The organism is Pseudarthrobacter sp. MDT1-40-2 (assembly GCF_059383595.1).
Genome location: NZ_JBWZCL010000004.1, coordinates 235,815 through 260,860, shown reverse-complemented (window position 1 = coordinate 260,860; position 25,046 = coordinate 235,815). Strand labels below are relative to the sequence as shown.

Genomic DNA, 25,046 nt, shown 5'->3' with positions numbered 1-25,046 from the left:
GCTTTGAGAGCGTTAAGTGCGAGCTACCTGGCTTTGGGTGTTAGACGGTGACGCCCAGCTTCTCCAGAATCAGCTCTCGAACGCGGCCGGCGTCCGCTTGCCCGCGGGTAGCCTTCATCACGCCGCCCACGATCGCGCCGACAGCCTGCACCTTGCCGCCGCGGATCTTGTCCGCCACGTCCGGCTGGGCAGCCAGGACGGTATCGATTGCCTCGAGAAGGGGTCCGTCATCCGAGACGACAGCGAGGCCGCGCTTGTCGATGATTTCGGCCGGCGTGCCCTCACCGGCCAGGACGGCATCCAGGACCTCGACGGCCATCTTGTTATTGATGCTGCCGGCCTCCACCAGCTTGCTCAGTTCCACGATCGTGGCAGGCTGGACGCCCAACTGGCCGGGATCAACGTCAGCTGCCTTGGCACGACCGACGATCTCACCCATCCACCACTTGCGTGCCACGGTGGCCGAAGCTCCGGCAGCAATTGTCTCCTCGATCTCGTCCATGACGCCGGCGTTCACCACATCGCGGAACTCCAGGTCCGAATAGCCCCAGTCTGCCTGCAGGCGCTTACGGCGCTCAGCCGGCGGCTCGGGAAGCGTGGCGCGGAGTTCTTCAACCCATTCGCGCGAAGCCACGACCGGCACCAGGTCCGGCTCCGGAAAGTAGCGGTAGTCGTCGGCGTCGGACTTGGGACGGCCGGACGTGGTGGTCCGGGTGTCCTCGTGCCAGTGCCTGGTTTCCTGGACAACCGGCTCGCCGGCATCCAGGACGGCGGCGTGGCGCTGGATTTCATAACGGACGGCATGTTCGACGGCGCGCAGGGAGTTGACGTTCTTGGTTTCGGACCGGATGCCGAACCGTTCCCGGCCGTGCGGACGAAGGGATACGTTGGCGTCGCAACGAACGTTGCCGCGCTCCATCCTGGCGTCGGAAACCCCCAGGTTCTTCACGATTTCCCGGACGGCCGCCACGTAGGCTTTGGCAAGTTCCGGGGCTCGGGACCCGGCTCCTTCGATGGGCTTGGTGACAATTTCCACCAGGGGCACACCTGAACGGTTGTAGTCCACCAGTGAATAGTCGGCGCCCTGGATGCGGCCGGCCGCCCCGCCCATGTGGGTCAGCTTTCCGGCGTCCTCCTCCATGTGGGCCCGTTCGATTTCCACGCGGAAGACGGTGCCGTCGGAGAGTTCGATGTCCAGGTAGCCGTCGTAGGCAATCGGTTCGTCGTACTGGGACGTCTGGAAGTTCTTTGGGGTGTCCGGGTAGAAGTAGTTTTTCCGGGCGAAGCGGCAACTTTCGGCGATCTTGCAGTTCAGCGCCAGGCCGATTTTGATAGAGGACTCGATGGCCGTCTTGTTCACCACTGGAAGGACACCGGGCAGGCCCAGGTCCACTTCGTTGACGTTGGTGTTGGGCTCGTCGCCGAAGACGTTCGGCGCGGAGGAGAACATCTTGGTCTTGGTGTTCAGCTCCACATGGACTTCAAAGCCCAGCACGGGGTCGTACTTGGCCATGGCCTCTTCGAAGCTCAGGATTGCGTCAGTCATCAGTGTGAACCTCCGTGGGTGGCAGCAGCGGGGACCGTTAGTTCGGCTGCAAGGTCCGGGGCCCGGTCCAGCAGCGGGCCTCCCCATTTGGCTTCAAGCAGGGATTCAAGGACAGCACCTACCCGGTAGAGGCGGGCGTCCTGGCGGGCCGGGGCCAGCAACTGGATGCCTACAGGCAGTCCGTCCTCGTCGGCCAGGCCACCGGGGAGGGAAAGTCCGGGAACGCCGGCCAGGTTGGCCGGGATGGTGGCGACGTCGTTGAGGTACATGGCCAGGGGGTCATCCAGCTTCTCGCCCAGCTTGAACGCCGTGGTGGGCGCCGTGGGGGAAATCAGCACATCAGCCTTGGCGAAGGCGGCCTCGAAGTCGCGCTGCACCAGGGTCCGGACCTTCTGCGCGGAACCGTAGTAGGCATCGTAGTAGCCGGCGCTGAGGGCGTAGGTGCCCAGGATGATGCGGCGCTTGACCTCGTCGCCGAAACCGGCGGCGCGGGTGGTGCCCATGACGCGCTCAATAGTCAGTGGCGCATCCTGGGGCAGGACCCGCATCCCGAACCGGACGCCGTCGTACTTTGCCAGGTTGGACGACGCTTCCGACGGCATAATCAGGTAGTAGGCGCCCAGCGCATACTGGAAGTTGGGGCAGGAAACCTCGACGATCTCCGCGCCGGCGCCCTTGAGGAGCTCCAGCGACTCCTTGAAGCGGTTTTCGACGCCGGCCTGGTAGCCCTCGCCGTGCAGTTCCTTGATGATGCCGATCCGCAGTCCCTCGACGTTGCCGATGCTCGCGGCGGCCACAAGATCTCCCAGCGGGTCCGGCAGCGAGGTGGAGTCGAAAGGATCGTGCCCGCCGATCACCTGGTGCAGCAAAGCCGAGTCCAGGACAGTACGCGAAACAGGACCGATCTGGTCCAGTGAGGACGCCATGGCGATGGCGCCGTAGCGCGAAACGCTGCCGTAGGTGGGCTTGACGCCCACCGTGCCGGTAACCGCTCCGGGCTGGCGGATGGAACCGCCCGTATCCGTACCCAGGGCCAGCGGAGCTTCGAACGCGGCGACGGCGGCAGCGGAACCACCGCCGGAACCGCCCGGGATCCGGTCCAGGTCCCAGGGGTTGCGGGTGGGTCCGTACGCCGAGTGTTCCGTGGAGGAACCCATGGCGAATTCGTCCAGGTTGGTTTTGCCGAGGATGGGCATCCGGGCAGCACGGAGGCGCCTGACCACCGTGGCGTCGTACGGGCTGTGCCAGCCCTCGAGGATCTTCGAGCCCGCCGTCGTGGGCTGGCCGACAGTGACAATCAGGTCCTTGACCGCAATGGGAACGCCGGCCAGCGCATGCAGCTCGTCGGCTTCAGCGCCGCCTGCGGCACGGATGGAGTCAACCTCCGCGGCAACGGCGAGCGCTTCTTCCGTGTTCACGTGCAGGAAGGCGTTGACACCGCGGTCCCCAACGTCGACGGCGGCAATGCGGTTTAGGTGTGCCTGCGTCACTTCGACGGCGGAGACGTCGCCGGCAGCCAGCTTGCCGGCAAGGGTGGCGGCGGAGGAACGGATCAGCGCGGCCGCGTCCTGGGTGTTCAGTTCAGTCATGGTTACGCCTCATCCAGGATTGCCGGTACCTTGAAGCGGTTTTCCGCCGCGTCCGGTGCGCCGGAGAGCGACTGCTCAGCGGTGAAGGTGTGGCCCACAACGTCTTCGCGGAACACGTTAGTCAACGGGATGGGGTGCGACGTTGCCGGGACGTCGTCGCCGGCAGCCTCACTCACTGACTTGATGGACTCGACGATGACGGCGAGTTCACCCGCCATCCTGTCCAGCTCTTCAGCACTCATCTCGATGTGAGCAAGCCGCGCCAGATGCGCAACATCCTCACGGTTGATCGCAGCCATGGATCTCCCCTGCACGTTCGAATTGGTTTCCGATCCAGTCTAGTGCGTCCGGCCGGTACCGACGTGCTGTGCGGCAGCCGCTCAGCCGACGCCGATGGCTCCGGTCAGCATGCCGATTCCCAGCATCACGAGGGACACCACGGCGCTGCGCCACAGCACCTTCTTGTGGTGATCACCAAGGTCAACCTTGGCCAGGGACACCAGGAGCAGGATTGCCGGGACCAGCGGGCTCTGCATGTGGAAGGGCTGGCCGGTGATGGATGCGCGGGCCATCTCGGCAGCGCTGATTCCGTAATGGCCGGCCGTTTCGCTCAGCACCGGCAGGACGCCGAAGTAGAAGGCGTCGTTGCTCATAAAGAACGTCATGGGGATACTGAGCACACCGGTGATCACGGCAAGGAACGGGCCCATGCTGGACGGGATGATGTGGACCAGCCAGGCGGACATCGCTTCCACCATTCCGGTGCCGGTGAGGACGCCGGTCAGGACGGCGGCCGCCAGAACCATGCTGACCACTGCCACTACCGACGGTGCGTGCGCAATCAACTGCTCCGCTTGCTCCTTCACGCTCGGGAAGTTGACCAAAAGCGCAATCGCGGAACCCACCATGAAGACGTAGGGCAGGGGTACGAGATCTGCGATAAGCATTGCCATGACGGCTACGGTGAGGCCGAGGTTGAACCACCGCAGCTTGGGACGAAGGGTCTTCCGGTTGGGATCCAGGGCGGTGTCAGCCATCGCGGTGTCGTTCTCGTCAACGAGCGTTTCCGTGCGATCCAGGACAGCAACGGAACCGCCTGTGGCGGGGCCTCCGGCTCCACGGGCAGGCGAGGTATTGCTCCCGGTGCCGCTGCCGGCTCCTGCTGCGGAAGCACCGCCGTCGGACGTTTCCCCCGTGAAAGGCCCTGCCGTGGACGGCACACCCCAGATTTCCGGCATGGTGGCGCGGAGGCGGTTGCGCTCCTGCAGGCCGAGCAGCCAGGCGAATGCGAGGACGACTGCGATGCCTCCGATGAGGGACGGGATCATCGGAACGAAGACGTCATTGACGTCGATTTCCAGGGCGGTGGCGGCCCGGGCAGTGGGACCGCCCCACGGCACGATGTTCATGGTTCCGTTGGCCAGGCCGGCCACGCAGGTCAGGACCACCGGGCTCATTTTCAGGCGGAGGTAGATGGGCAGCATGGCTGCGGTGGTGAGGATGAAGGTAGTGGAGCCATCCCCGTCCAGGGAAACGGCGGCGGCGAGGAGTGCGGTTCCCAGCACTACTTTGGCGGGGTCGTTGCCCAGTTTGCGCAGGATGAACTTCACCAGCGGATCAAACAACCCGACGTCGATCATCAGGCCAAAGTAGATGATGGCGAACATCAGCAGGGCCGCGGTGGAAGTCATGGACTTCATCGACTCCATGACCATGTCGCCGAGGCCAAGCCCGGCCCCCGCGAACAGGCCAAAAACGGTGGGGACGATGATCAATGCCAACACTGGCGTCAACTTTTTCGTCATGATCAGCACCATGAATACCGCGATCATGGCGAATCCAAGTAATACCAGCACGGCCGGCTCCTTCTATGAACGGCGACACTACAGTGTGACGCGTGCTACAGACTGTAGGGTGGCGGGCATCACGGCTGGGCGTTTGGCTCAATTGATTGGCATACTGCTTATTGGGAGCATTTTGCTCATTGTGCTCACGGCTGGCGAAGGAGGACCATGAGGAGTTCCGCAACCCGGCAGCCCCTGCGGTTCTCCACCCAGACCCTGCTCCTGCAACTCGGCGTGGTGTTGCTGGTGGTGCTGCTTAGCGCAGCTGTCCACGCCTGGCTGAGCTATGACCGTGCCGGCCGCGAGGCTGAGAACCAAGCGCTTACCCTGGCCAGGACCGTGGCTTCAGACCCGCGGGTCAGGGCTGATGTTGCCGCCATCAGCAGCCAACCCGGCACTCCCCCGGCAGCGGAACTGGCCGCGGGACCGCTGATGGCCGTTGCCGAGGGTGCCCGTGCCAGGACGGGGGCGCTTTTTGTGGTCCTGACAGACGAGACCGGGCTGCGGCTGGCACATCCTGACGCAGGGAGGCTGGGCGAGCAGGTCAGCACAGACCCCGCCGAGGCCCTCGCCGGAAGGGAAGTGACCACCCGGAATATCGGGACTCTGGGGCCTTCCGCCGGCGCTAAGGTGCCGGTGTACGCGCCGGAATCTGAGACGGTGGTGGGTGAGGTGAGCGTTGGATACTCGATGGAGACCGTGGGCCAGAGCCTGGCCCGGGACATCGGCCCGGTGGCCTTCACCGCCCTGGCCGCCCTGCTGGCCGGCGTGCTGGCTTCTTTCCTGCTGCGGCGCCGGCTGCAACGCCTCACGCTCGGCCTGGAACCAGAGGAAATCAGCACCCTGGTCCACGACCAGGTGGCGGTGTTGCAGGGTGTGGACGACGGCGTGATCGGTGTTTCGTCGGACGGCCGGGTCAGCGTCTTCAACGCCGCCGCGCAGCGCCTGCTGGCATTGCCCGACCTCGCCGGAACCCAGTGGGCGGACGCGCCGGTCCCGGAGATCCTGAAGTCGCTGACGCGGCCCGAGGCCGGCGAAGCAGATGCCCTGGAACTGGTGGCAGGGGGCCAGGTGATTGTGGCCAGTGCCCGCAAGGCCCTCCACGGGAGCGAGGACCTGGGCTGGGTACTCATGCTGCGGGACAGGACGGAACTGCAGCAGCTGACCCGGCAGCTGGACGCAGTCGGCACCATGTCCACAGCGCTTCGCGCCCAACGCCACGAGTTCGCCAACCAGCTGCACAGCATTGCCGGCTTCCTCAGCATTGGACAGCACCGCCAGGCACGCGAGTATCTGGCCCGGCTGGCTGCTACGGGCCCTTTGAAGTTTCCTGTTGACCAGGCAGAACTGCTCCAGGATCCGTACCTGCAGGCATTCGTCGGGGCCAAGGGCGTTGAGGCCCACGAGCGGGGGGTTACGCTCCGGATCGGCCCGGAGACCCTGGTCCGGGGCCAGGTCAGCGAGCCGCAGGACGTCACTACTGTGCTGGGGAACCTGCTGGACAATGCGGTCAACGCCGCCGTCGCCGGTTCCGCCACAGACCGGTGGGTGGAGGTGGAGCTGCTGGACGAACCCGGTGAGGGCGGCGCTGCAGGCGGAGTGCTGTACATCGTCGTCGCCGATTCCGGTGATGGGCTGGGCGCCACGCTGAGAGCCGATCCCGAGCAGGTTTTTGCCGAAGGGTTTACGACGGCGGCAGGCCCGGTGCGTGCCGCCGGCGGCCAGGGCCTGGGGCTGGCTCTGGCCCGCTCGCTGTCCCGGCGCCGCGGCGGGGACGTCCGGGTCCTGGAACCGGGGAAACCCGGCGGGCCCGGCGCCGTGTTCATGGCCACGCTGCCGGGAGTCACCAGGCTGAATAACGGGGCTCAAACCAACGGCTTCAAGGGAGAGGATCGCAATGCCTGAGGACTTCAGGGTGTTGATCGTGGATGACGACTTCCACGTGGCCAAGCTCCACGCCACCTACGTGGACTCGGTTGCAGGTTTTATGGCCCTGGCGCCGGTGGGTAGCGCGTCGCTGGCGCTGCAGGCCATCCACTCGCTGCGGCCCGACCTGGTGTTGCTGGACGTCTACCTTCCGGATGCCTCGGGACTGGACCTGCTGCACCAGCTGGATGTGGACACCATCATGCTCAGCGCAGCCTCGGACGGGGCTTCACTGCGGATCGCCTTCCGCCGCGGCGCACTGGGCTACCTGCTCAAACCGTTTACCGGGGAATCCCTGTCCCAACAGCTGCGCTCCTATGCCCGGTACCGGCGGATCCTCAACCAGGCAGGGTCGCTGGACCAGGAAACCGTGGAACGGGCAAAACGGGCCCTCATACCCGGAGACGTGACGCCGTCAGCCAAGCCCCGGTCCGCCACGGAAGCGGCCGTGCTGGAATCTCTGCTGCCCGGCGAACAGTACTCAGCGGCGGAGGTGGCGGCGCGGGTTGGCGTCTCCCGTGCCACAGCCCAACGGTACCTGTCCTCGCTGGCTGATGACGGCGCCGTCGAAATTCAGCTGCGCTACGGAACCACCGGCCGGCCGGAACACCGCTACGGCGTTCCGGCCCGGCAGGAGGGGTCCTAGCTGGCGGACTTCTGGGCCACCAACTCGATTTCCACCAGCATCTTCGGATCCAGGAAGGGCAGCACGTGGACCACGGACAGCGTGGGACGGATCTCACCAAAGACCTCGCCGTGCGCACGGCCCGCTTCTTCCCACTGGCTGATGTCCGTCAGGTACAGCTTGGACTGCACGACATCGCTGAAGCTGAAGCCGGCATCGGCGAGGACAGCGTCCAGCTTCTGCAGGATGAACCGGGTCTGGGTGTAGAAGTCGTCGCCAACAATTCCATCGTCACCGCTGGCTGCCGTGGCGGAAATGTAAAGAGTATTGTCCACCTGGACGGCGCGTGAGTAGCCAAGGGTCTGTTCCCACACGGAGCCGGTGCCGAATGTCTTTCGCATGCTGGTGCCTTTCAGTGCTGAATGAGTCGGCACTACCCTAGGCGCGCTAGACCTCCCGGCGGTAAACCAGCAGCTTTATGTCGGTGTCCGGAACAAACCAGTCACGTTCCGGAGCCCGGCCGAACCCGGTCTTGTTGTAGAGCCCCCTGGCGCTTTCCCAGCTCATCCCGGTAGTCAGAGCCACGGCCTTCACCCCGGCCAGGGACTTCGCATGGTCAATGATGGCTTCCACCATGGCCTTGCCGGCGCCGCTCCGCTGCACCGCCGGGTCCACCACCAGCATCCGGAATTCGAGTTCGTCCGCCAGCGCAATATCAGCGTAGGGTTCGCCCGCCAGAGCCAGCGTTACCGAGCCAACAACCTGGCCGGTTCGTTCCGCCACCCAGACGGTAGCCTCCGCGGCGCGGGCTGCAACGTCCTGGACCTGGCGCATGTACGGGTGGTCAGCGTCCTCAAAGTATCCGGCGGCAAGGTAGGAGTCGCGGGTTATTCGGGCTACGGCCTCGAAATCGGAAGGAACGGCTGGACGGACAATGATCTGCGGATGCACCTATCAATGGTAGTCGCGCCGGGGCCGCGAACCGGCGAAACAAGCACTTTCCGTGACCGAACTATCATCTTCACCGGTTGATTCGCCGGTCCTGGACCGCTTCAGCCCCAGGGCGGCGGCGTCTGCGTCCGCCACGGCTCAGCGTTTCGGCCAACTCCACTGCGGTTTCTCAAGAGATCCCAAACCTCTTATTTTGGTCTCGCCCACGTCCTTGTACAGCTCATGTTCGTGGGCTGCTCCGCTCAGGCGGAGTTCCCGGAGAAGTGCCGTTGAATGGGTCACCACGATCATCTGGCTGTTGGCGCTGGCCTCGACGATCAGCCGGGCAAGAGCCGGCATCAGGTCAACGTGGAGGCTTGTCTCAGGTTCATTGAGCACCATGAGCTCGGGCGGCCGCGGGGTCAGCAGCGCCGCAGTGAGCAGCAGGAAGCGCAATGTTCCGTCCGAAAGCTCCGCCGCCTTCATGGGGCGCAGCATGCCCGGCTGGTGCAGTTCCACACTGAACCGGCCGTCCTGCACGGCAATTTCCAGCCGGCTGCCAGGAAAGGCGTGCCCGACGGCGGAGTCCAGCTTCCGTTCGAAGCCCACCTCCCGCAGGGTCTGCAGGGCGGCGGCGAGGTCTCTGCCGCTGTGGTGCAGCACCAGGGTGCGGGTACCGGTCTGTGCCTGCCGCGCCGGAGCTTCAGCATCCGTCCTGAAGTGGTCGTAGAAGCGCCAGGACCGCACGGAGTCCCGAACCCGCGCGACTTCGGGTGCCTTGTCCTGGTCGGATACTTCGGTGAGCATGCTTTGGAAGGTATCCAGGCGCCTGGACAATTCCGTCCATTCGCCGTCCTGTCCCCGGAGCCTGGCGTGCCCGCCCCTGCGGTCCACCAGCAGGGCTCCGGGGCGGGCAACGGGCCCGGAGAAAATCTGCTCCCGCTTGATCTCGGGGTCACGGGCAAAGGCGGAAGGCCTGGGCTTGCCGGTTACTTCGTCAAAGCCTGCCCCGCTGGGCACGGGAATACCGAGGTCCACCAGGTATCCGAAAGCATCCCCGGAGTACCCTAATTTGAGGTTGATGGGCTCCCGCCGCACTGTGCCCTGGACCGGAACGTCGCCGCGCCGCATGGCGTCGCTGATGGTCTCCGGCCCTGCCCACAACGTCGATTCCAGCCCGCCATCCCTGGCCAGCGAGCCGACGATGTTGCCGGCGGCGCACTCGGCCAGCAGGCGCAGCGCCCGGTACAGCGAGGATTTTCCGCTCCCGTTGGCCCCGGTCACCACGTCTAGCCCGTGCAGTTCCAAGGACAGGTCACGGATCGAACGGTAGTTGGCTATGGCCAGGGTCCGGATCATGTCAGAGCGGGAACTTGCCGGACAACTCCAGTGTGGCCGCACAGGTCCAGGCCGCCAACCGGTGGCCGTGGTCCGGTCCCCCGTCCAGGGGGCTGGTGAGGCGAGGCCGGCGAACCCAGCACCCAGCCTCCTCGGCTATCAGCGCTCCGGCCGCAAAGTCGTGCTCATTGAGTCCGCGCTCGCCGTAGGCATCGTGGGTCCCGTCAGCCACCATGCAGAGATCCAGCGCCGCGGAGCCCAGACGCCGCACGTCCGCGAAACCGTCCATCAGGCCGCCCAGCAGTGCCGCCTGTTCGCTCCGCACAGCAGGGTCATAGCTGAAACCGGTGGCCAGGATTTGGCCCTTCCTGCCGGGCTGCGGCCCGGTGAGCTGCGTCCGGATGCCGCCTTCTTCAAGCCAGGACCCGCCGCCGCGGGAGGCGTAGTAGACCCTGCCCAGTGCGGGCGCATCCACCACTCCAGCCAGCCACGTGCCGTCGGCATCTGCTACGGCAACCGAGGTGGCGTAGTAGACGATGTTGCGGATGAAATTGGTGGTCCCGTCCAGCGGGTCGATGGACCAGCGGTAGCCGCTGGGATTCTCCGGTTGGGTGGTGCCGTGTTCCTCGCCGGTGATGGCGTCCGCCGGGCGCTTTCCGGTAATGACTCCCCGCACGGCATTCTCCGCGGCCATATCGAAATCTGTAACCCAGTCACCGGCTTCCCCCTTGTTGGTGGGTTCCAGTCCTGCCGTGCTGCGGCCGGCCAGGACCAGGGCTCCAGCCCGGGCAGCGTCCCGGGCTACGGCAAGCAGCGACTCAGGGGTAGGTTCGCTCATTCGGTTGCTCCGTCGTCGTCGGTTTCGGTTGCTTCTTCGGCGGAAGGTTCTGTAGGTGCGGGGCCTTCCGTCAACAGCTTCCGGAAGCCGTCCTCGTCCAGGACAGGCACCCCCAGCTGCTCGGCCTTGTCCAGCTTGGTGCCGGCACTTTCACCGGCCACCAGGTAGTCGGTCTTTTTCGAAACGGAGCCCGACGCCTTGCCCCCGCGCGTCAGGATGGCCTCCTTGGCTTCGTCGCGGCTGAAGTTGGGCAGCGTGCCGGTGACCACGATGGTCAGCCCTTCAAGGGTGCGCGGCGTCGATTCGTCCTGCTCGTCAGCCATGCGCACTCCGGCTTCCGCCCAGCGATCAACAATTTCGCGGTGCCAGTCCTCGGCAAACCATTCCACCAGGGCTGCGGCGATGGTGGGACCAACCCCGTCGACGCCGGCAAGTTCCTCTTCGGAGGCGCTGCGGATGGCATCCATGGTGCCGAAGCGGATGGCCAGCGCCCGCGAGGCCCGCGGTCCCACATGGCGGATGGACAGCGCGACGAGCACCCGCCACAACGGCTGGGTCTTGGCCTTCTGCACTTCGGCGAACAGCTTCTCGGTGGATGCCGTCGGCTTTGAAGGGGCTTTGGCCGTGGGCTTGGTCCAGAAGTAGGGAACCAGCTCCCACTCCCCCGTGCCTATGCCCTTGGCCCGCTTCTCGCGCCAGACATTAACGTCCGCCAGGCTGTCCCGCAGTTCCGGGTCCGGTGCGTCCGCAGCGAGGTCGAAGATCCGGGCCTCGTTTTCCAGCGGCCCCGGGCCCTCCGGCTTAGGGTAGCCGCCGATAGTGGCCGGATCAGGGCCGGGACCGGAGGTCAGCGCGATGGCAGCTTCCCAGCCAAGCGCCTCGATGTCGAAGGCGCCGCGGCCGGCAAGGTGGAAAACCCGCTCACGCAGCTGCGCCGGGCAGGACCGTGCGTTAGGGCAGCGGATGTCGACGTCGGCTTCCTTGGCAGGTGCCAGTGGCGTGCCACAGGACGGGCATGCCGTTGGCATCACGAAGTCGCGCACGGGCGGGTCCTGCTGATCGCGCAAGGCAAGGACCGGTCCCACGATTTCCGGGATGACGTCTCCGGCCTTGCGGAGTACCACGACGTCGCCGATTTTAACGCCTTTGGCTTTGACTACCTCCTGGTTGTGGAGGGTGGCCATTTCCACGGTGGACCCGGCAACCTTTACCGGCACCATCACCCCGTAGGGAGTGACCCGGCCTGTGCGGCCGACGTTGACTGCAATGTCCAGCAGCTTGGTGTGTACTTCTTCCGGCGGGTACTTGTAGGCAACGGCCCACCGGGGAACCCGCGAGGTGTAGCCCAGTGCACGCTGGGTGGCGAAGTCATCGACCTTGACAACGATGCCGTCGATCTCGTGCAGCAGGCTGTGGCGTTTGTCGCCGTATTCGGCGATGAACTTGAGGACGTCCTCCAGCCCGCCCAGGACCTGCGAGTACGGGCTGACGGGCAAACCCCATTCGGCCAACCGGTCATAGGTTTCGGACTGGCTGGCAGTTGGAAGGCCGTCGCGGACACCAATGCCGTGCACAAACATCCGCAGCGGGCGCTTGGCGGTTTCGGCCGGATCCTTCTGCCGCAGGGAGCCGGCGGCGGCGTTCCTCGGATTGGCCAGCGGCGCCTTGCCCTCGGCGATCAATGCCTCGTTAAATTCCGCGAACGCCCGGGACGGAATGAAGACCTCACCCCGGACTTCCATCTCGGCAGGAAAGCCGCTGCCTTTGAGCTGCTGCGGGATTTCCTTGATGGTCAGCACATTATGGGTGACGTCTTCGCCGGTGGTGCCGTCACCGCGGGTGGCGGCCCTGACCAGTTTCCCGTCCCGGTAAAGAAGGTTGACGGCAAGGCCGTCGATCTTGAGCTCGGTCAGCCAGGCACCCTGGACGCCGCCCACCCGCTCGATTCCGGCCTGCGCCTTGACCATCCAGGCTTCGAGTTCCTCGAGCGAGAAGACGTCCTCCAGGCTGTACATGCGCTGGAGATGCTCCACGGCGGCAAAAGCAGCCGAAACTTCGCCGCCCACCTCCTGGGTGGGGGAATCATTGGACACCAGCTCCGGGTGCAGCGCCTCAAGTTCCTCAAGGCGGCGGAAGAGGGCGTCAAACTCCGCGTCTGAGACGAGCGGGGTGTCCTCCTGGTAGTACGCAAATCGGTACTTACGGACCAGGTCCGCCACGTTCTCGTATTCCTCCCGCAGCGACCCGGCCGGAACCACTTCGGATCCGGAGGCTGCTGCGGCTGCTGGGGACGTTCCTGGTGCTGTGCTCACAGACCTATCTTGCCTTAAGGGCCCGACATTAGTGGCTGGAGAACCGGCTCCGCGCCCACCAGGCGAAGGCCAAGCCGGCAACTCCCACCAGGAAGACGCCGCCCATGATGGCTATCAGACCGCCGAGTCCGTGACCCGGCGCGTCGAAGGAAACCAACGCTGCCTCATTGCTTGGCTCAGCCGACCTCTTGATCGGCTTGTTCCAGTTTGATTCCGTGCTGGGCCCTGATGAAGGTGTCCAGGCAGTCGGCGCGGGAGAAGGAGTCGCCGTCTCTTCAACTGTCGGCTCCGGGGAGGCCACGGCCGCTTCCGTTGACGGAGCGGGTTCGGGGGCCGGCGGCAGGACTGGTGCGGGCGCCGGTACCGGCGCCGGTGGCGGAGCCGGTGCTGGTGCGGGGGCCGGTGGCGGCGCGGGCGGCTCTGCGGAAGGCCCGGGCTGGGGGTCAAGGGGTTTTGATTTACCTGGCGGGTCGTGGGGAGGATTCTTCTTGTCATCAGGCGGACAGGGCCCAATGCAGAATTCAAAGGCCACTGCCGGAGCCGCTGCCACCGCACCCGTCGACAGGGCAAGGACGACGGCGGCCAACCCGGACATGGCTGCTCTCCGGATGACGAAAGGAGTTTTCATGGAGACCTTTTCGACGTCGTGCGGCCCCCCTCCGCAGCTGACATGATTTTGGTGTAGTCTGCTACACCTTGTGGCGAGGGAGCAAATGGACCTGGCTCCGGCAAGGGATCATGAGCGGTTTTCCGGAGGCAGGGCGATCTGCAGTTTCCGGACCTTTCCGCGGCCCACGATGTAGCCGCGGCCCGGAATGAAGTCGGTGCTGATCCTGCCCAGCGAGGTGTTGAGCAGGCTGTCTCCTTCGATGTCCCCAGGGTTGATGAGCAGGCCGCGCCGGCCGGACTTGAACGGCTGGGACAGGGACCAGGCTGAAGACCAGGTGGAGGTCTCGGATTCGCCTACCACCCACTGGTCTGCCTTGATCGAGGCCGAGACGAGCTGTTCCAGCCCCGACTCCGCTCCGGTATCAGTGAACTCGGTGAGGCCTTCGATGAAGAAAGCCAGCTGGCCCGGATTGGCCACCGAGTGTTCCATCAGCTCTTCCACGGTTGCCTCAAGGTCCTCTGCGCCCACGATAGACCGGCTCCAGAGCCGCAGCGACGCCACGGCTGAGCGCCGGGAACCAATGTAGACCAGCTCGGTGTCGGGGTTGGACCGGCGCATCGCGTAGGCCATGGTCACCAGGGCCACCGTGCGCCCGGCGCCTGGAGGACCGGCAAGCAGCAGAGTGCCCTTGGCCAGGATCTCCGCCGGCTGCAGCGTCTCGTCGTCGACTCCGATGACGGGCAGGTCGGTGCTGCCGGTGGGCAGGATGTCCAGGTCCACCTGCTCCGGAAGACGCTGGATCTTGGGGGCAGGCTCGACGCCCTGGCGCAGCATCGCCTCGCTGAGCCTGTTGACCTCGCGGGCCTGCAGCGCCAGGTTGGAGTTGCCGCCCAGGACGGCAAGCTGTACTTCGAAGCCGCCCAGCATGCCACGTCCTGGCGGTGAGGCCGGGCTCAACACATCCCTGGGGATGTCCATGGAGATGTAATCGTCCTCAGAGGACAGACGCAGCACCAGCCTGCGCTGGATGGAAGCCAGCAACGACGCCGGAACGGAGTTGGTGCGGTCACCGGATACTACAAGGTGGATACCCAGGGGCCGGCCGTCGGTTGCCAGCTGCAGGAAGATATCCCACAACGCGGACAGCCGGCTGTATTCGTAAGCCTCCCGGAAGGCGGACATTCCGTCCACCAGGATGAAGATGCGCTTTTCGTCCGGCATGTTCGCCAGCTTGCGGTATTCGACGATGGTGGAGGCCCGGACCTCGGCAAAACGCGCGGACCGGTCATCGGCAATGTCACGCAGCCAGCGCAGCAGCCTGCCCACGCGTTCGACGTCGTCGCCGTTGATGATTTCACCAACGTGCGGCAGCCCGTCAAGCATCTTCAGCCCGGAGGAGCCGCAGTCGATGCCATAAACGTACACCGGCCCGCCGCGCGGGGTCACGGCGGCCGCGATGGCGATCCCGCGAAGGGCTGCTGACTTGCCTGATCCGCCCGTGCCGTAGATGGCCATGTTGCCGTCCCGGTCGGGCTCATAAAACACCGTGGGCTGGTCCTGGTGGGCAGGATCGTCAGCGACGCCCAGCAGCAGCCGCTCATCGGTACGCGGGTTGGGCAGTTTGGAGAAATCGTAGGTCACGGCCAGCTCGTTCAACCACGGCTTGCGCGGCGGGTTGATGGCCAGGACTTCCGCGGCACGGACAATGTTGGACGTCATCCGGGAGATGTCGTTGGGGCCGGCGGGCTCTTCCTTAGCAGGCTTCTCCGGGGCTGGTTCCTGCCAGCTGGGTCCGGAGCCAAACGCCATCTCCACAATGTCGATCTGCGGGCGTTGCGGCTTCTCCGTGGTCCAGCCGCCTGCGTAGCCGGTCTGGAATCCCTGGATCCGGCCGGGGCCGGTTTTCGCGGCACCACGGCCGGGAATGGAGGGGTCAAAGTAGGCGGCGTCGGGGACGCCCAGGATGTCGCTGGCGTCGTCCTCATCAGCCATCCGCAAGGCAACGCGAAGGTTGGTGTTGGCGCGCAGGCTCTCCTTGATCACGCCGGCAGGCCGCTGCGTGGCCAGGATCAGGTGCAGGCCCAGCGAACGCCCACGGGCGGCAACGTCCACCACACCGTCAACGAACTCGGGCACTTCGGTGGACAGCGCGGCGAATTCGTCCACGATGATGATCAGGTATGGCGGAGCCTCCGGGTCGGCTTCCCGCTGGAGCCCGAGCAGGTCCTTGGCCTTTTTCCGGTTGAGCAGGTGTTCGCGGTAGTGCAGTTCGGCGCGAAGCGAGGTCAGTGCACGGCGGACCAGGTGCGGGCTGAGGTCGGTTACCAGGCCCACGGTGTGGGGCAGGTGCAGGCAGTCGGCGAAGGCGGCACCGCCCTTGTAGTCCACAAACAGGAAACTGACCCGGTCCGGACTGTAGGCCGCGGCCATGCCCATCACCCAGGACTGCAGGAATTCGGATTTGCCCGCACCCGTGGTGCCGCCCACCAGGGCGTGTGGGCCCTCGTTCTTCAGGTCAAGGTACAAGGGCTCAACGCCTTTGGAACCAACCAGGGCACGGAGTGTTCCGTTGTCTTTCCGGTTCGGTACCGCGAACGCGTGGACCGAGTTGTTTTCTTTCCACCGGTCCGCCACCGCGTGCGGGTTGTCCATAAAGTCCTTGCCGATCAGCGTCGCGTAGGACACCGCCCGGGGAAGGTCAGAATCATCCGAAAGGGGCTTGCCGACGTCGACTACCGGCGCCAGCATGCGCGCCAGCTGTCCAGCCAGTTCGGCGTCAACGCTCTCGCAGCTGACCGGGTAGGTGTGCCGGCCCAGGCGGACCTGGCCCGTCGTGGTGCCGTGATCGCCGTCAACGGCCATAAAGTCGCGGCACGCTGCAGGCAGGGACTGGATATCGGCGGCAACCCACATCACGTGGACGCCGGAGTCCGGGCCCCGTTCCACCAGCCGGGTCAGCCGGCCGCGGTCCACCGGCGCATCGTCCTCGACAATCACCAGCACCACAGGAAGGACGGGTCCCGGAACAGGAACGCTCTCCTGGCCGATCGCCGGCCGCGGAAGCGGACGGGGCCCCTGCGCCGACGCTTCGCGGGACGCGACCAGGTCCTCTAGGCGGGCCAGCAGTGAAGAGCCGCCCGCGGAGCCCGCGGCCAGGTGGTCACCGGCCAACGGGCTGTGGCCCGAGCCGACGTGGGGGAGCCACTGCAGCCAGTCCCAGCGTTCGCGGGACTGGGCGGAGGTGATGGCAGTGATTGCGACTTCGGCCGGGGAATGCAGCCCTGCCAGCTGCAGCACCATGCCACGAGCGACATCGTCCACCAGCCCACGGGACCCGGCAATGCCGAAGGACCCGGCTGAGCGGAGCTGGGAGACGACCGGAACACCTTCGATGTCCTGGAACTGCCGGATGCAGGCCTGGATCTCGCGGGTGAATTCGACTTCGGTGTCGCTGGAATTGGCTTCCTCGAAGTTGATCCTGGAGGGGCTGGTTCCCAGCCCGAAGCGCAGGCCCAGGAACCCGGAATGTTCAGGACGATGGGTCCAGAGCAACGGGCCCAGCTTGTAGATCGAGTCAACGGTGTCGGCTACCGATGGCGCTTCCTGGAGCCGCACTGCACGCTCCACCTGCTGGAGCTCCGTGATGTCCTCACGGAAGGCAGCCATGGATTCGCGGAAATGCTTGACCTGTTCCTTGCGCTCCCGCTTGTTCTGCATCTTGTGGTCCACATAGTGGCCAATGATGAACAGCGGCATCATGCCCATGAACACCACTGACAGCACGTTCCTGGTGATGGCGAAAATGACTGCACCCATCAACAGCGGGGCGACCAGCATGATGTACGGGAACGGGTGGTGGTCCTGCCGCTTCGGTCCGGCGGGCAGCATCTTTTTGATGGGGTCGAACCGCGGAACCACCCGTGGCGAACGGTTGAAATCTACCAACGGCGACGTCGGAGCTGCCGCCTGGTTCCGGGACAGCGCCACTACTGTGACGGTGGTGTCGCCCAGGGTCACGGTGTCCGAGGAATTCAGTGTGGCCCGGGTGACCGGCAGCCCGTCCATCAGCAGGCCGTTGGCGGAATTCGTGTCCACGATTTCCACCGTCTCCCCCACCGTGATCCGCGCATGGCGTTTGGAGGTCATCGGGTCCGAAAGCCGGATGTCGACGTCGTGGTCCCGGCCGATGTAACTGGTACCGGACGGCAGGGAGAATTCCTGCCCGACGTCGGGACCGGACAGCACCCGTAAGGTCGCCGCGGCCGGCCCCCGGCTGGCCCCGGGAACGTTGAACTGCTCGCTCACCTGGGTGAGGGACACAACCGACCCCGGCCGCAGCCCGGATTCGAGGAGGTTGTCGCTGCGCTCCAGGACCAGGCCGCGCATACCACCTGCAACGAAGGCTTCATCGATGCGCAGGGACAGGCCTTCCGGCGGTGGTGTGCCCTTGCGGTCGGGATCGGCGGCCCACAACTGGACGGCGATGTCGGCAACCGTGGCCAGGCCGTCCACTGTTACTGCCAGGTTCTTTGCTTCGGCCGGTTCGCGGCGGAGCGTGAGTCGGATCCTCACCCTTCGTCGACCCCTCTCATTTTTTCAATCAGGTACAGGTCATCGGCCGTGACGAGGTGCGAGGTGACGGCATGTTCCACGAGGCGCGCGCGCCGGTTCGTGGCGAGCTTGCCGCCTCCGCCGCGGAGGCCCACAACGCCCACGCGGTCCAGTTTGTCGCAGACGTTGTCCAGCTTGCGGTTGAATCGGGTGAGAGCCCAGCCCAGGGTCCTGGCCGCCTCCGCGGAGGACGGAATGGCACTGAAGCCGGTGCCTTCGCGGCGCAGCATCGGCTCGGCCAGTGCCACGATCAGGGCCTTCTGCGAGTCCGTGAAAACCACCGGACCAATAGTGGTTTCGCCGTCGCTGTCATCGTCGCGTGACTGCTGGCGGAACGAAGGGGTCCGCAAGTGCACGGCAAACTCATAGGTGGTAGGTCCGGCAGTGAAAATGACGTTGGTGTGGCTGAAGACCAGCGGGATGCGGGCTCCCGGCGCCAGCCACGCCTGCATGCCGCCCGAGGCGTCGGCCACGGTCGCAGACAGCATGCTGCCGACGTTGCTCAGCCACCAGATGCCGTCGTAGCGGGCGATCTGGAGGAATTGCCGGTGCAGGTACGGGTTGTCATCTACTTCCAGGTCCCCCTCGCGGCCAATGTTGAAAATGTCCTCGTCGGACGGTTCGTACCATTCGCCGCAGAAATCCAGGCTTAGATCCCCCATGCCGGATACCTCTCTCATTGTGTTGACGTCGCTGCTCAAGTAGGCGCTCAAGGCCGCACGCAGGCGATGGAATCCTGCTCCTGCGGTGAAGAAGCGCCGTCGCTTCGCACCAGGATGACCTGGATGCACGTGGGCTCGGCAGGGTTGAGCGCAACCTCTGCCGTGGGCACCTCCGTGGACTGGAACTCACCGCTGCCGGTCAACGCGTACACCCGCCACTTGTAGGTGTCACCGTCTTTCGGCTGCGGATTGGTCCAGGTGAAGGTCACCTTCCCCGCTCCTCCGATGCTGCCGGCCAGCCCGCTGACGTCCGGAACGGTGCCATTGTCCAGGGCGTCGGCCGGGGGCCTGCTAACGGTTTCCTGGGGCAGAGCCTTCGTTTCGGGTGCGTTGCCGGCAACGATGATTCCGACGACGACGGCGAGCACCAGCAGGGTGCCGCCCGTGATGGCCAGCCAGAGGTTACGGTGGGACGGATGGGCCTCAGGGGCTGGCGCCTGGTCGGTCGCTGCTTCCTCCGGCAGCGCAGCCCTGCTGACGGTGGCATCGATTTCCGGTCCTGCCGAACTCCAGCGGGAGTCACCGGCCTGGCCCGCGGCTGGACTGCCGGTTGTTGACGGCGCACCCCGTTGGATTGTTGCTTCGTCGAACTCAGGTGGTGCGGCGGCAGTGCTGCTGCGAAGCATGGTTGCATGTGCCCAGTCATCACGTGTCCGCGGGTTAGGGACAACCAGGTTCCGGGCCAGAGCGTCCTGGCCACCGGCGTGCGGCGCGCCGGCGGCTGGCGTGCCGCCGTCGAACAGTTGCCCGGGAACCTGAGGAGCAGCGGAACGGCCAGGCGCCGGTGCAACGGCGGCACCGGGCGGGGCGGCAGGCGCGGGAGCGTTTGGCCTGGTCCGGGCAGGAAAGGTGGGCGAGCTGCCCGTTCGTTCGGGATCGATCGCGGCAATGCTGCGGACACGGGTTTCTTCGAAGCCGTCGTCCGGGTGGCTTTCCTCGTGGCTGGGTTCTTCCAGGACCTCGAAGGGCGTCACCGAAAGATTGAGTTCCGCCTGGATCCGCTGCAGGGCCAGGGCAAACGCATGGGCCGATGAATAACGCGACGCGGGTGACTTGGCCATGGCAGTGGAAAGGGCCAGTTCCAGGGATGCCGGCACGTCGGCCCTGCCCAGCCGCGGAACCGGCATGGAGGTAATCCGAGAGATGAGCTCGCGCTGGGAGTTGTCCGCACCCGGCATCACAAACGGCGAACGGCCGGCCAGCAAGGTGTAGAGGGTGGCACCGAGAGCCCAGACATCCACCATGACGCCGTCCACTGCCCCATCCCGGAACTGCTCCGGCGGGGACCATGGGATGGACATACCGGCATCCTCATCCGCATCGCTGCCCAGCGTGCCGGAGATTCCGAAGTCCGTCAGCGCGGGCCGGTTGTAGTCGGTCACCAAAATGTTTGCGGGCTTGATATCGCGGTGCGCGATGCCGGCACGGTGTGCAGTCTCCACTGCGGAAGCAACCTGGATTCCAACAGCCAGTACCTCGTCCACACTGAACCGCTGCCGCCGGTACCTGACGTCCAGGCTGGGCCGGGAGCAATACTCCATCGCCAGGTAGGAGTGCCCGTCCTCAGTGACCTCCGCCTCGTAAATGGTGACGATGTAAGGATGCGAAGACAGCTGCGCCATCAGGTTGGCCTCGGACTCGAACCGGCGCCGGGCGCCCTCGGTCTTGAGGTCCGATAGCAGCACCTTCACGGCAACCTTGCGGCGCGGCCTGTCCTGCTCGTAGAGGTAGACATCAGAGAAGCCACCCGATCCGAGCAGGCTGATGTAGGTGAAACCCGGGATATGGGGCGGTGGAGCAATGGGGCGTTTCGAACTCACCGGATCTCCTCGAACCGCAGAGAGATATCGTCGCCAAGCTCGGCGATGTCGCCGTCGAGGAGAATGGCCATCTCGTTCTGGGCGAGGCGACGCGGAGGCTGGCCCTGGCGGACCAGGACCGTGCCATTGGTGGCTTTCAAATCGCACAGCATGACGTGCCAGCCTTCCAGCCGCACTTCGACGTGGGAGCGGGAAATATCGCCGCTCGGGCTGGCAACCTGAACCAGCCGCGGCATGCCGCCGCCCTGCACGCGGGAGACCGAAGGCTGGCGTCCGATGACCAGCGACTGGTCCAGCTCCACCACTTCACCGGTGGAAATCCGCATGACGCCAAGCCGCGGACGCGGCACCTGGATGGCGTCGGCCGGCAGCTGCCGGCCGCAGGAGGCGCACTGGGCATTCGTAGGCGGATTGGCGTGGCCCTGGTCGCAAACCCTTGCCAGCACCATGGGCCCTGTTGCTGGATCGGCGACGACAGGCGCGGGGTGGGCCATCATGCCGGCGAGGTCGCCCTTCATGATGGTCTGGCCGTCATGGTCCTCGTCAAAGGACGATGCCGCATAGTGGGGCTGCGCAGCCTGGGGCGGTGCAGGCCAGGCTCCGCCAGGCTGCGCCTGTGCGGGCTGAGCCGGGACAGGTTGGGGCGCCACTACCGGCTCTGGAGTTGGTGGAGCCCAGGGCGCGGCAGGACTGCTGGAGGTCCGCCAGGGAACGGAATCTATCAGGCCGGAGCCCGCCCCCGGTTCCTGTTCGGGATCCGGTGGACCAGGCTGGCTGGCCTGGGCAGGCCCTACTGCAGGGTCGCTGACGGGGTAGGGCACCGCCGCGCCTGCGTCAACAGGGGCAGCTGCAACAACTTCTTCTGCGGACTCTTCCCCGGCCGGCTCTTCTTCCTCCTCAGGATCTTCCCTGACGGCGGCGTCTTCGATGCTGCGGGCCACGGTCTTTTCCCAGAGGTGATCGTAATTGCCGGTCATTTCGTGGACCGGCTCTGCCACGTCCGGTGGGGAAGGAACAGCCTCCTCAGTATCCGCAGTGCTGGTGTGCACGTCAGCAGGCGCGACGGTGTAGTCCAAATCCTCGTCAGAGAGCGCCATCATGGTTTCGGCCGAGACTTCGCGGGCGTCGGATGACGACACAGGAAGTTCGGTGGCGGGAGCTTCGGCTGCAGGAGGTTCGGTGTCAGGCTCCGGAAGGGCGGTCTCCGAAGCGGCAGCTTCCGTCACGGCGGTGTCCAGTACGGGAGAGTCCAGTTCAGGGGACTCCAGCTCCGGCTCCACCAGGGAGGGTTCCGCTGGGGTGGCCCCGGAGTCGAGGTCCGGTTGCCGGTCCGGCGCGGAGTCCGGCTCCGGCTCCGCTGCAGGCGCTGCTGATGGTGCAGCTTCAACAGGTGCGCGGACAGGCGCGGCGCCCTGGCTGCCCAATAACGCGCCGGCAGAACGGTGCGCACCGGAGTTCCGCTCCACAACCTCTGCTCCTGACGAGGTACCACCCACCGTGACGGCAAGGGCACCCAGCTGGACCAGTCCTTCAACAAGCGGCCAGGCAGCATCTGCCGAAACGTCTGGGAATGAGAGCCGGAAATTGCCGGGTTCGGCCAGCCAACGCTCGGCCCATGTGGAAACATTGCGGCCATTGAGTCGCAGCAGTCCGCTTCGGTCCTCCGGTTCCTTTCCACCGTCAGGTCCGGCAATTTCAAGGTCTATGTCGCCGCGGAGGAAGACCCGCAGCGAGTCTTTGAATCCGATAATGCCGAAGGACGGCATATCAGTGAGCGACCCGCCGAACCCGGTGGTGACGGCGTGCAAAACTTCATGGACTTCCGGGCCATTTCCAAGCAAGTCCCAAAGGCTGAACACCAGCTCAGGCGAGGTTCCGGGCTCCAACAGCACGGCAGTCCGGCCACGCACCATTCCCACCCAGGGGCCGGGACCATAGTTAGCGGTCATCACGGTTCTCCTCTGCTGCATCAGGTTCAGCCTGGGTATCCGGACCAGTGTCCGCGGCCAGCACCTGGGTCCGCGGCAGCGTAGTGCCTTCCTCGGCGTCAACCGCGGGCCGCGGCGCGGTGGTGGCAATCCCGGCGTCGTTCAGTACGTTCTTGGCGTCCACGATGATGACGGTGACGTTGTCCCGTCCCCCGTTGCGCAGGGCCGCCTGGATGAGTGCATCGACGGCATCCTGCGGATGGCCCACGGTGCTGAGGATCCGGAACATGTGCTCGTCCGTGAGCTCAGCGTTCAAGCCATCGGAGCAGACCAGGATCCTGTCACCCTCTTCGACGGGCAGCAACCAGTAATCCGCCTCGGTCTCGTCACCGGTACCAAGTGCCCTGGTCACCACATGGCGGCGCGGATGCACCGCGGCTTCCTCCATGGTGATATTTCCGGCGTCCACCAGTTCCTGGACCTCGGAATGGTCCACGCTGACCTGGCTGAACCGCCCCTGGCTGAGGCGGTACGTCCGCGAATCACCGATGTTCATGACCAGCCAGTAGGGCATGCCCATCTGTTCAACCACGACGGCGCCGGTCAGCGTGGTCCCGGCCCTGGCCCCTGTTGCCTCCCGGATGCTCTGGTCAGCGCGCACCAGGTACTGCTGCAGCACCCCGGCGGTGACACTCCGCTCCCCCTTGGCCAGCTGCGGCATGGCGGCCAGGGCGCGCACACACATACCGCTGGCAATTTCACCGGCCTCGTGTCCGCCCATGCCATCGGCCACCGCGAACACCGGATCCGAGGCTATGAAGGAGTCTTCGTTAAGCTCACGCCTCAGCCCCCGGTCAGTTCCGTAGCCATAGCTCAGGCTCAACCCGGCATGGCTGCTTGCGGCTGGCTCCGCTGCGCCCGCCGTCATGACTGGCCAACAACGAAGTACCGGTCACCGAAGTGGACCGTGGAACCGGGGGTGACAAACACCGGAACGCCCGGCTGCAGGGGTGAACGCGTTCCGTCAGGTGTACTGACGGCGCTGCCGTTGGTCGAGTTACGGTCAGTAACCCACACTCCGGCCCCATCGGTGAGGAGGTGGAGGTGCGTTTTGGAGATGGACCGGCCGGGATCGGTTACCGCCAGGACCATGGCGCTCTGCTCGCCGCCCTGGGCCACCGGGTTCCGGCCCACCAGGACGTTGCGGTCCAGCTGGAAATCCCTGCCGTCATCGAGCCGGATGCGCAGTACGGCCACGGGAGCCTTTACTGCGGCGGCATCTCCGCGCATCTGCGTACGGTCAAGGTCGTCGTCAGGGTGGGGTGCGGCTTGGGCCCGTGGAGGCTGGAAAACCTGAACGGGCGTGGCCACGACTGCTGCCGCCGGTTGGACTGCCGCCGGTTGGACCGCCGCCGCAACCGGTACGTGCCCGGCGGCTGTGGCCGACGCCTTGGGCGGTACCCACGTGCCGCCGTCGACGGGTGCCTGGGCGTTGATTACGCTCGGGGCTGGCCGGGCACCGGCTACGGGAGAAACAACGGCCTGGACCGGGGGAAGATCCATGGGAGCAAAACTGTACGGGCCTTGGATTCCGCCGGTAGCTACAGGATTCCGCCCGGCCTTAATGTCAAATACGAGCGTTTTGGCGGCGGTGTCGTGCCAGCCCCGAAGCTTGTTGTTCCGGTCCCAGGAATTGGAAATAACGACGAGCACGGCCCACGCCACGGCCAGCAGGGAAAGGGGCCCAAGGATGATCAGGGCGGCATCGAACCAGCGGAAGATCACTACCAGGATTGCGGCGATCAGGGCAAGGAAGACTCCCGCTCCGGTGATGATGCCGCGGACGAAGACCGGACCCGCGCCGGGCGCGAAACCGTCGCTGTCGGCACTGCGGATCCCCATCAGCCGGTTGCCGAGAGTGACGCCGGAACGGCCTTCCAGTCCCATCATGACGAATGCATAGACCAGCGCAATGCCGACGCCGATGCTGCCAAAGAGCACCAGCGAACTTGTGTCGTAGACAATGAAGCCGCCGCTTTGGCTCCGGGTCACCCCCGCGAAGCCGATGGCGAAGGCCAGCACCAGCACGGCGAAGGGCGGCAGCCAGTCCAGGACCGCTGCTCCCAACCGTTTAGGCGCCGCTGCCGGTACGAGCTCGAGCTTCGTAGCCACGTTCATTCCTCCCACTTGACCATGCCCCTGACTGTGACCCGCCAGCGTCGGGACCGCCACGGCCGGTGTTACCGGGATATTACCGGGATTCTGCCCCGGATGCTCAGTGCCGCGGTCCGGATGGTTCCGGTGCGCGGAGTCCACATTTCGTGAGTTACGGGCCGCTCGGTTGCTCAGCGGGGAGCCGCACGCAGTGCAAAAAGCGGCGCCGGGGCGGATCAGTTGCTGGCAGCGC

18 protein-coding genes are annotated in these 25,046 nt (G+C 65.6%); 2 read left to right on the top strand and 16 right to left on the bottom strand.

The features are described from left to right. Window positions 1–40: 40 nt before the first annotated feature. The 4 genes from gatB to AC50X5_RS13530 form a co-directional block, all read right to left on the bottom strand. Complete coding sequence (gene gatB, locus AC50X5_RS13545; RefSeq protein WP_493985324.1) at window positions 41–1,549, bottom strand: Asp-tRNA(Asn)/Glu-tRNA(Gln) amidotransferase subunit GatB; 1,509 nt, start codon at window positions 1,547–1,549, stop codon at window positions 41–43. Then, complete coding sequence (gene gatA, locus AC50X5_RS13540; RefSeq protein WP_494976599.1) at window positions 1,546–3,135, bottom strand: Asp-tRNA(Asn)/Glu-tRNA(Gln) amidotransferase subunit GatA; 1,590 nt, start codon at window positions 3,133–3,135, stop codon at window positions 1,546–1,548. The genes gatB and gatA overlap by 4 nt, the downstream gene beginning before the upstream one ends. A 2-nt stretch (window positions 3,136–3,137) precedes the next feature. Continuing rightward, window positions 3,138–3,434, bottom strand: coding sequence for an Asp-tRNA(Asn)/Glu-tRNA(Gln) amidotransferase subunit GatC (gatC, locus tag AC50X5_RS13535; protein WP_463937357.1), 297 nt, complete (start codon window positions 3,432–3,434; stop codon window positions 3,138–3,140). A gap of 81 nt (window positions 3,435–3,515) precedes the next feature. Next, a complete protein-coding gene (locus tag AC50X5_RS13530) occupies window positions 3,516–4,991 on the bottom strand; it encodes a CitMHS family transporter (RefSeq protein ID WP_494976598.1) in 1,476 nt (491 codons plus the stop codon). A 156-nt stretch (window positions 4,992–5,147) separates the two neighbouring features. On the opposite strand from AC50X5_RS13530, the gene AC50X5_RS13525 reads away from it, so the two are divergent. Further along, on the top strand, window positions 5,148–6,884 hold the full coding sequence (locus tag AC50X5_RS13525; RefSeq protein WP_494976597.1) for a sensor histidine kinase: 1,737 nt from the start codon (window positions 5,148–5,150) through the stop codon (window positions 6,882–6,884). Beyond that, window positions 6,877–7,551, top strand: coding sequence for a response regulator (locus tag AC50X5_RS13520; RefSeq protein WP_494976596.1), 675 nt, complete (start codon window positions 6,877–6,879; stop codon window positions 7,549–7,551). The genes AC50X5_RS13525 and AC50X5_RS13520 overlap by 8 nt, the downstream gene beginning before the upstream one ends. Here AC50X5_RS13520 and AC50X5_RS13515 read toward each other — a convergent pair. The 12 genes from AC50X5_RS13515 to AC50X5_RS13460 form a co-directional block, all read right to left on the bottom strand. Then, complete coding sequence (locus tag AC50X5_RS13515; RefSeq protein WP_494976595.1) at window positions 7,548–7,931, bottom strand: RidA family protein; 384 nt, start codon at window positions 7,929–7,931, stop codon at window positions 7,548–7,550. The two genes, AC50X5_RS13520 and AC50X5_RS13515, sit on opposite strands and share 4 nt — an antisense overlap. Before the next feature lie 46 nt (window positions 7,932–7,977). Next, a complete protein-coding gene (locus AC50X5_RS13510; protein WP_494976594.1) occupies window positions 7,978–8,481 on the bottom strand; it encodes a GNAT family N-acetyltransferase in 504 nt (167 codons plus the stop codon). A 138-nt stretch (window positions 8,482–8,619) separates the two neighbouring features. Continuing rightward, the gene (locus AC50X5_RS13505) at window positions 8,620–9,819 is read right to left on the bottom strand and encodes an AAA family ATPase (protein WP_494976593.1); all 1,200 of its coding nucleotides are present in this window, start codon (window positions 9,817–9,819) and stop codon (window positions 8,620–8,622) included. 1 nt (window position 9,820) lies between these two features. Beyond that, window positions 9,821–10,636: an inositol monophosphatase family protein gene (locus AC50X5_RS13500; protein WP_494976592.1), complete on the bottom strand. Its 816-nt coding sequence runs from the start codon at window positions 10,634–10,636 to the stop codon at window positions 9,821–9,823. Beyond that, window positions 10,633–12,948 (bottom strand): NAD-dependent DNA ligase LigA, encoded by a 2,316-nt coding sequence (ligA, locus tag AC50X5_RS13495; protein ID WP_494976591.1) that lies wholly within the window; start codon window positions 12,946–12,948, stop codon window positions 10,633–10,635. Before ligA ends, AC50X5_RS13500 begins: the two co-directional genes overlap by 4 nt. A gap of 28 nt (window positions 12,949–12,976) precedes the next feature. Further along, entirely contained in the window at window positions 12,977–13,576 is a 600-nt protein-coding gene (locus AC50X5_RS13490; RefSeq protein WP_494976590.1) for a hypothetical protein, read from the bottom strand. Between the two features lie 108 nt (window positions 13,577–13,684). After that, window positions 13,685–18,130: a type VII secretion EssC family protein gene (locus tag AC50X5_RS13485; protein WP_494976589.1), complete on the bottom strand. Its 4,446-nt coding sequence runs from the start codon at window positions 18,128–18,130 to the stop codon at window positions 13,685–13,687. Beyond that, window positions 18,127–18,831, bottom strand: a complete 705-nt coding sequence (locus AC50X5_RS13480) for a hypothetical protein (protein ID WP_493985323.1) — start codon at window positions 18,829–18,831, stop codon at window positions 18,127–18,129. The genes AC50X5_RS13485 and AC50X5_RS13480 overlap by 4 nt, the downstream gene beginning before the upstream one ends. Before the next feature lie 47 nt (window positions 18,832–18,878). Then, entirely contained in the window at window positions 18,879–20,711 is a 1,833-nt protein-coding gene (locus AC50X5_RS13475) for a serine/threonine-protein kinase (RefSeq protein ID WP_494976588.1), read from the bottom strand. Beyond that, window positions 20,708–22,660 carry an FHA domain-containing protein gene (locus AC50X5_RS13470; RefSeq protein WP_494976587.1) on the bottom strand — a complete coding sequence of 651 codons (1,953 nt, stop codon included), beginning with the start codon at window positions 22,658–22,660 and terminating at the stop codon, window positions 20,708–20,710. Before AC50X5_RS13470 ends, AC50X5_RS13475 begins: the two co-directional genes overlap by 4 nt. Next, window positions 22,650–23,567 (bottom strand): PP2C family protein-serine/threonine phosphatase, encoded by a 918-nt coding sequence (locus tag AC50X5_RS13465; RefSeq protein WP_494976586.1) that lies wholly within the window; start codon window positions 23,565–23,567, stop codon window positions 22,650–22,652. The genes AC50X5_RS13470 and AC50X5_RS13465 overlap by 11 nt, the downstream gene beginning before the upstream one ends. Continuing rightward, window positions 23,564–24,811 (bottom strand): RDD family protein, encoded by a 1,248-nt coding sequence (locus tag AC50X5_RS13460; RefSeq protein WP_494976585.1) that lies wholly within the window; start codon window positions 24,809–24,811, stop codon window positions 23,564–23,566. The genes AC50X5_RS13465 and AC50X5_RS13460 overlap by 4 nt, the downstream gene beginning before the upstream one ends. Window positions 24,812–25,046 lie beyond the last annotated feature (235 nt).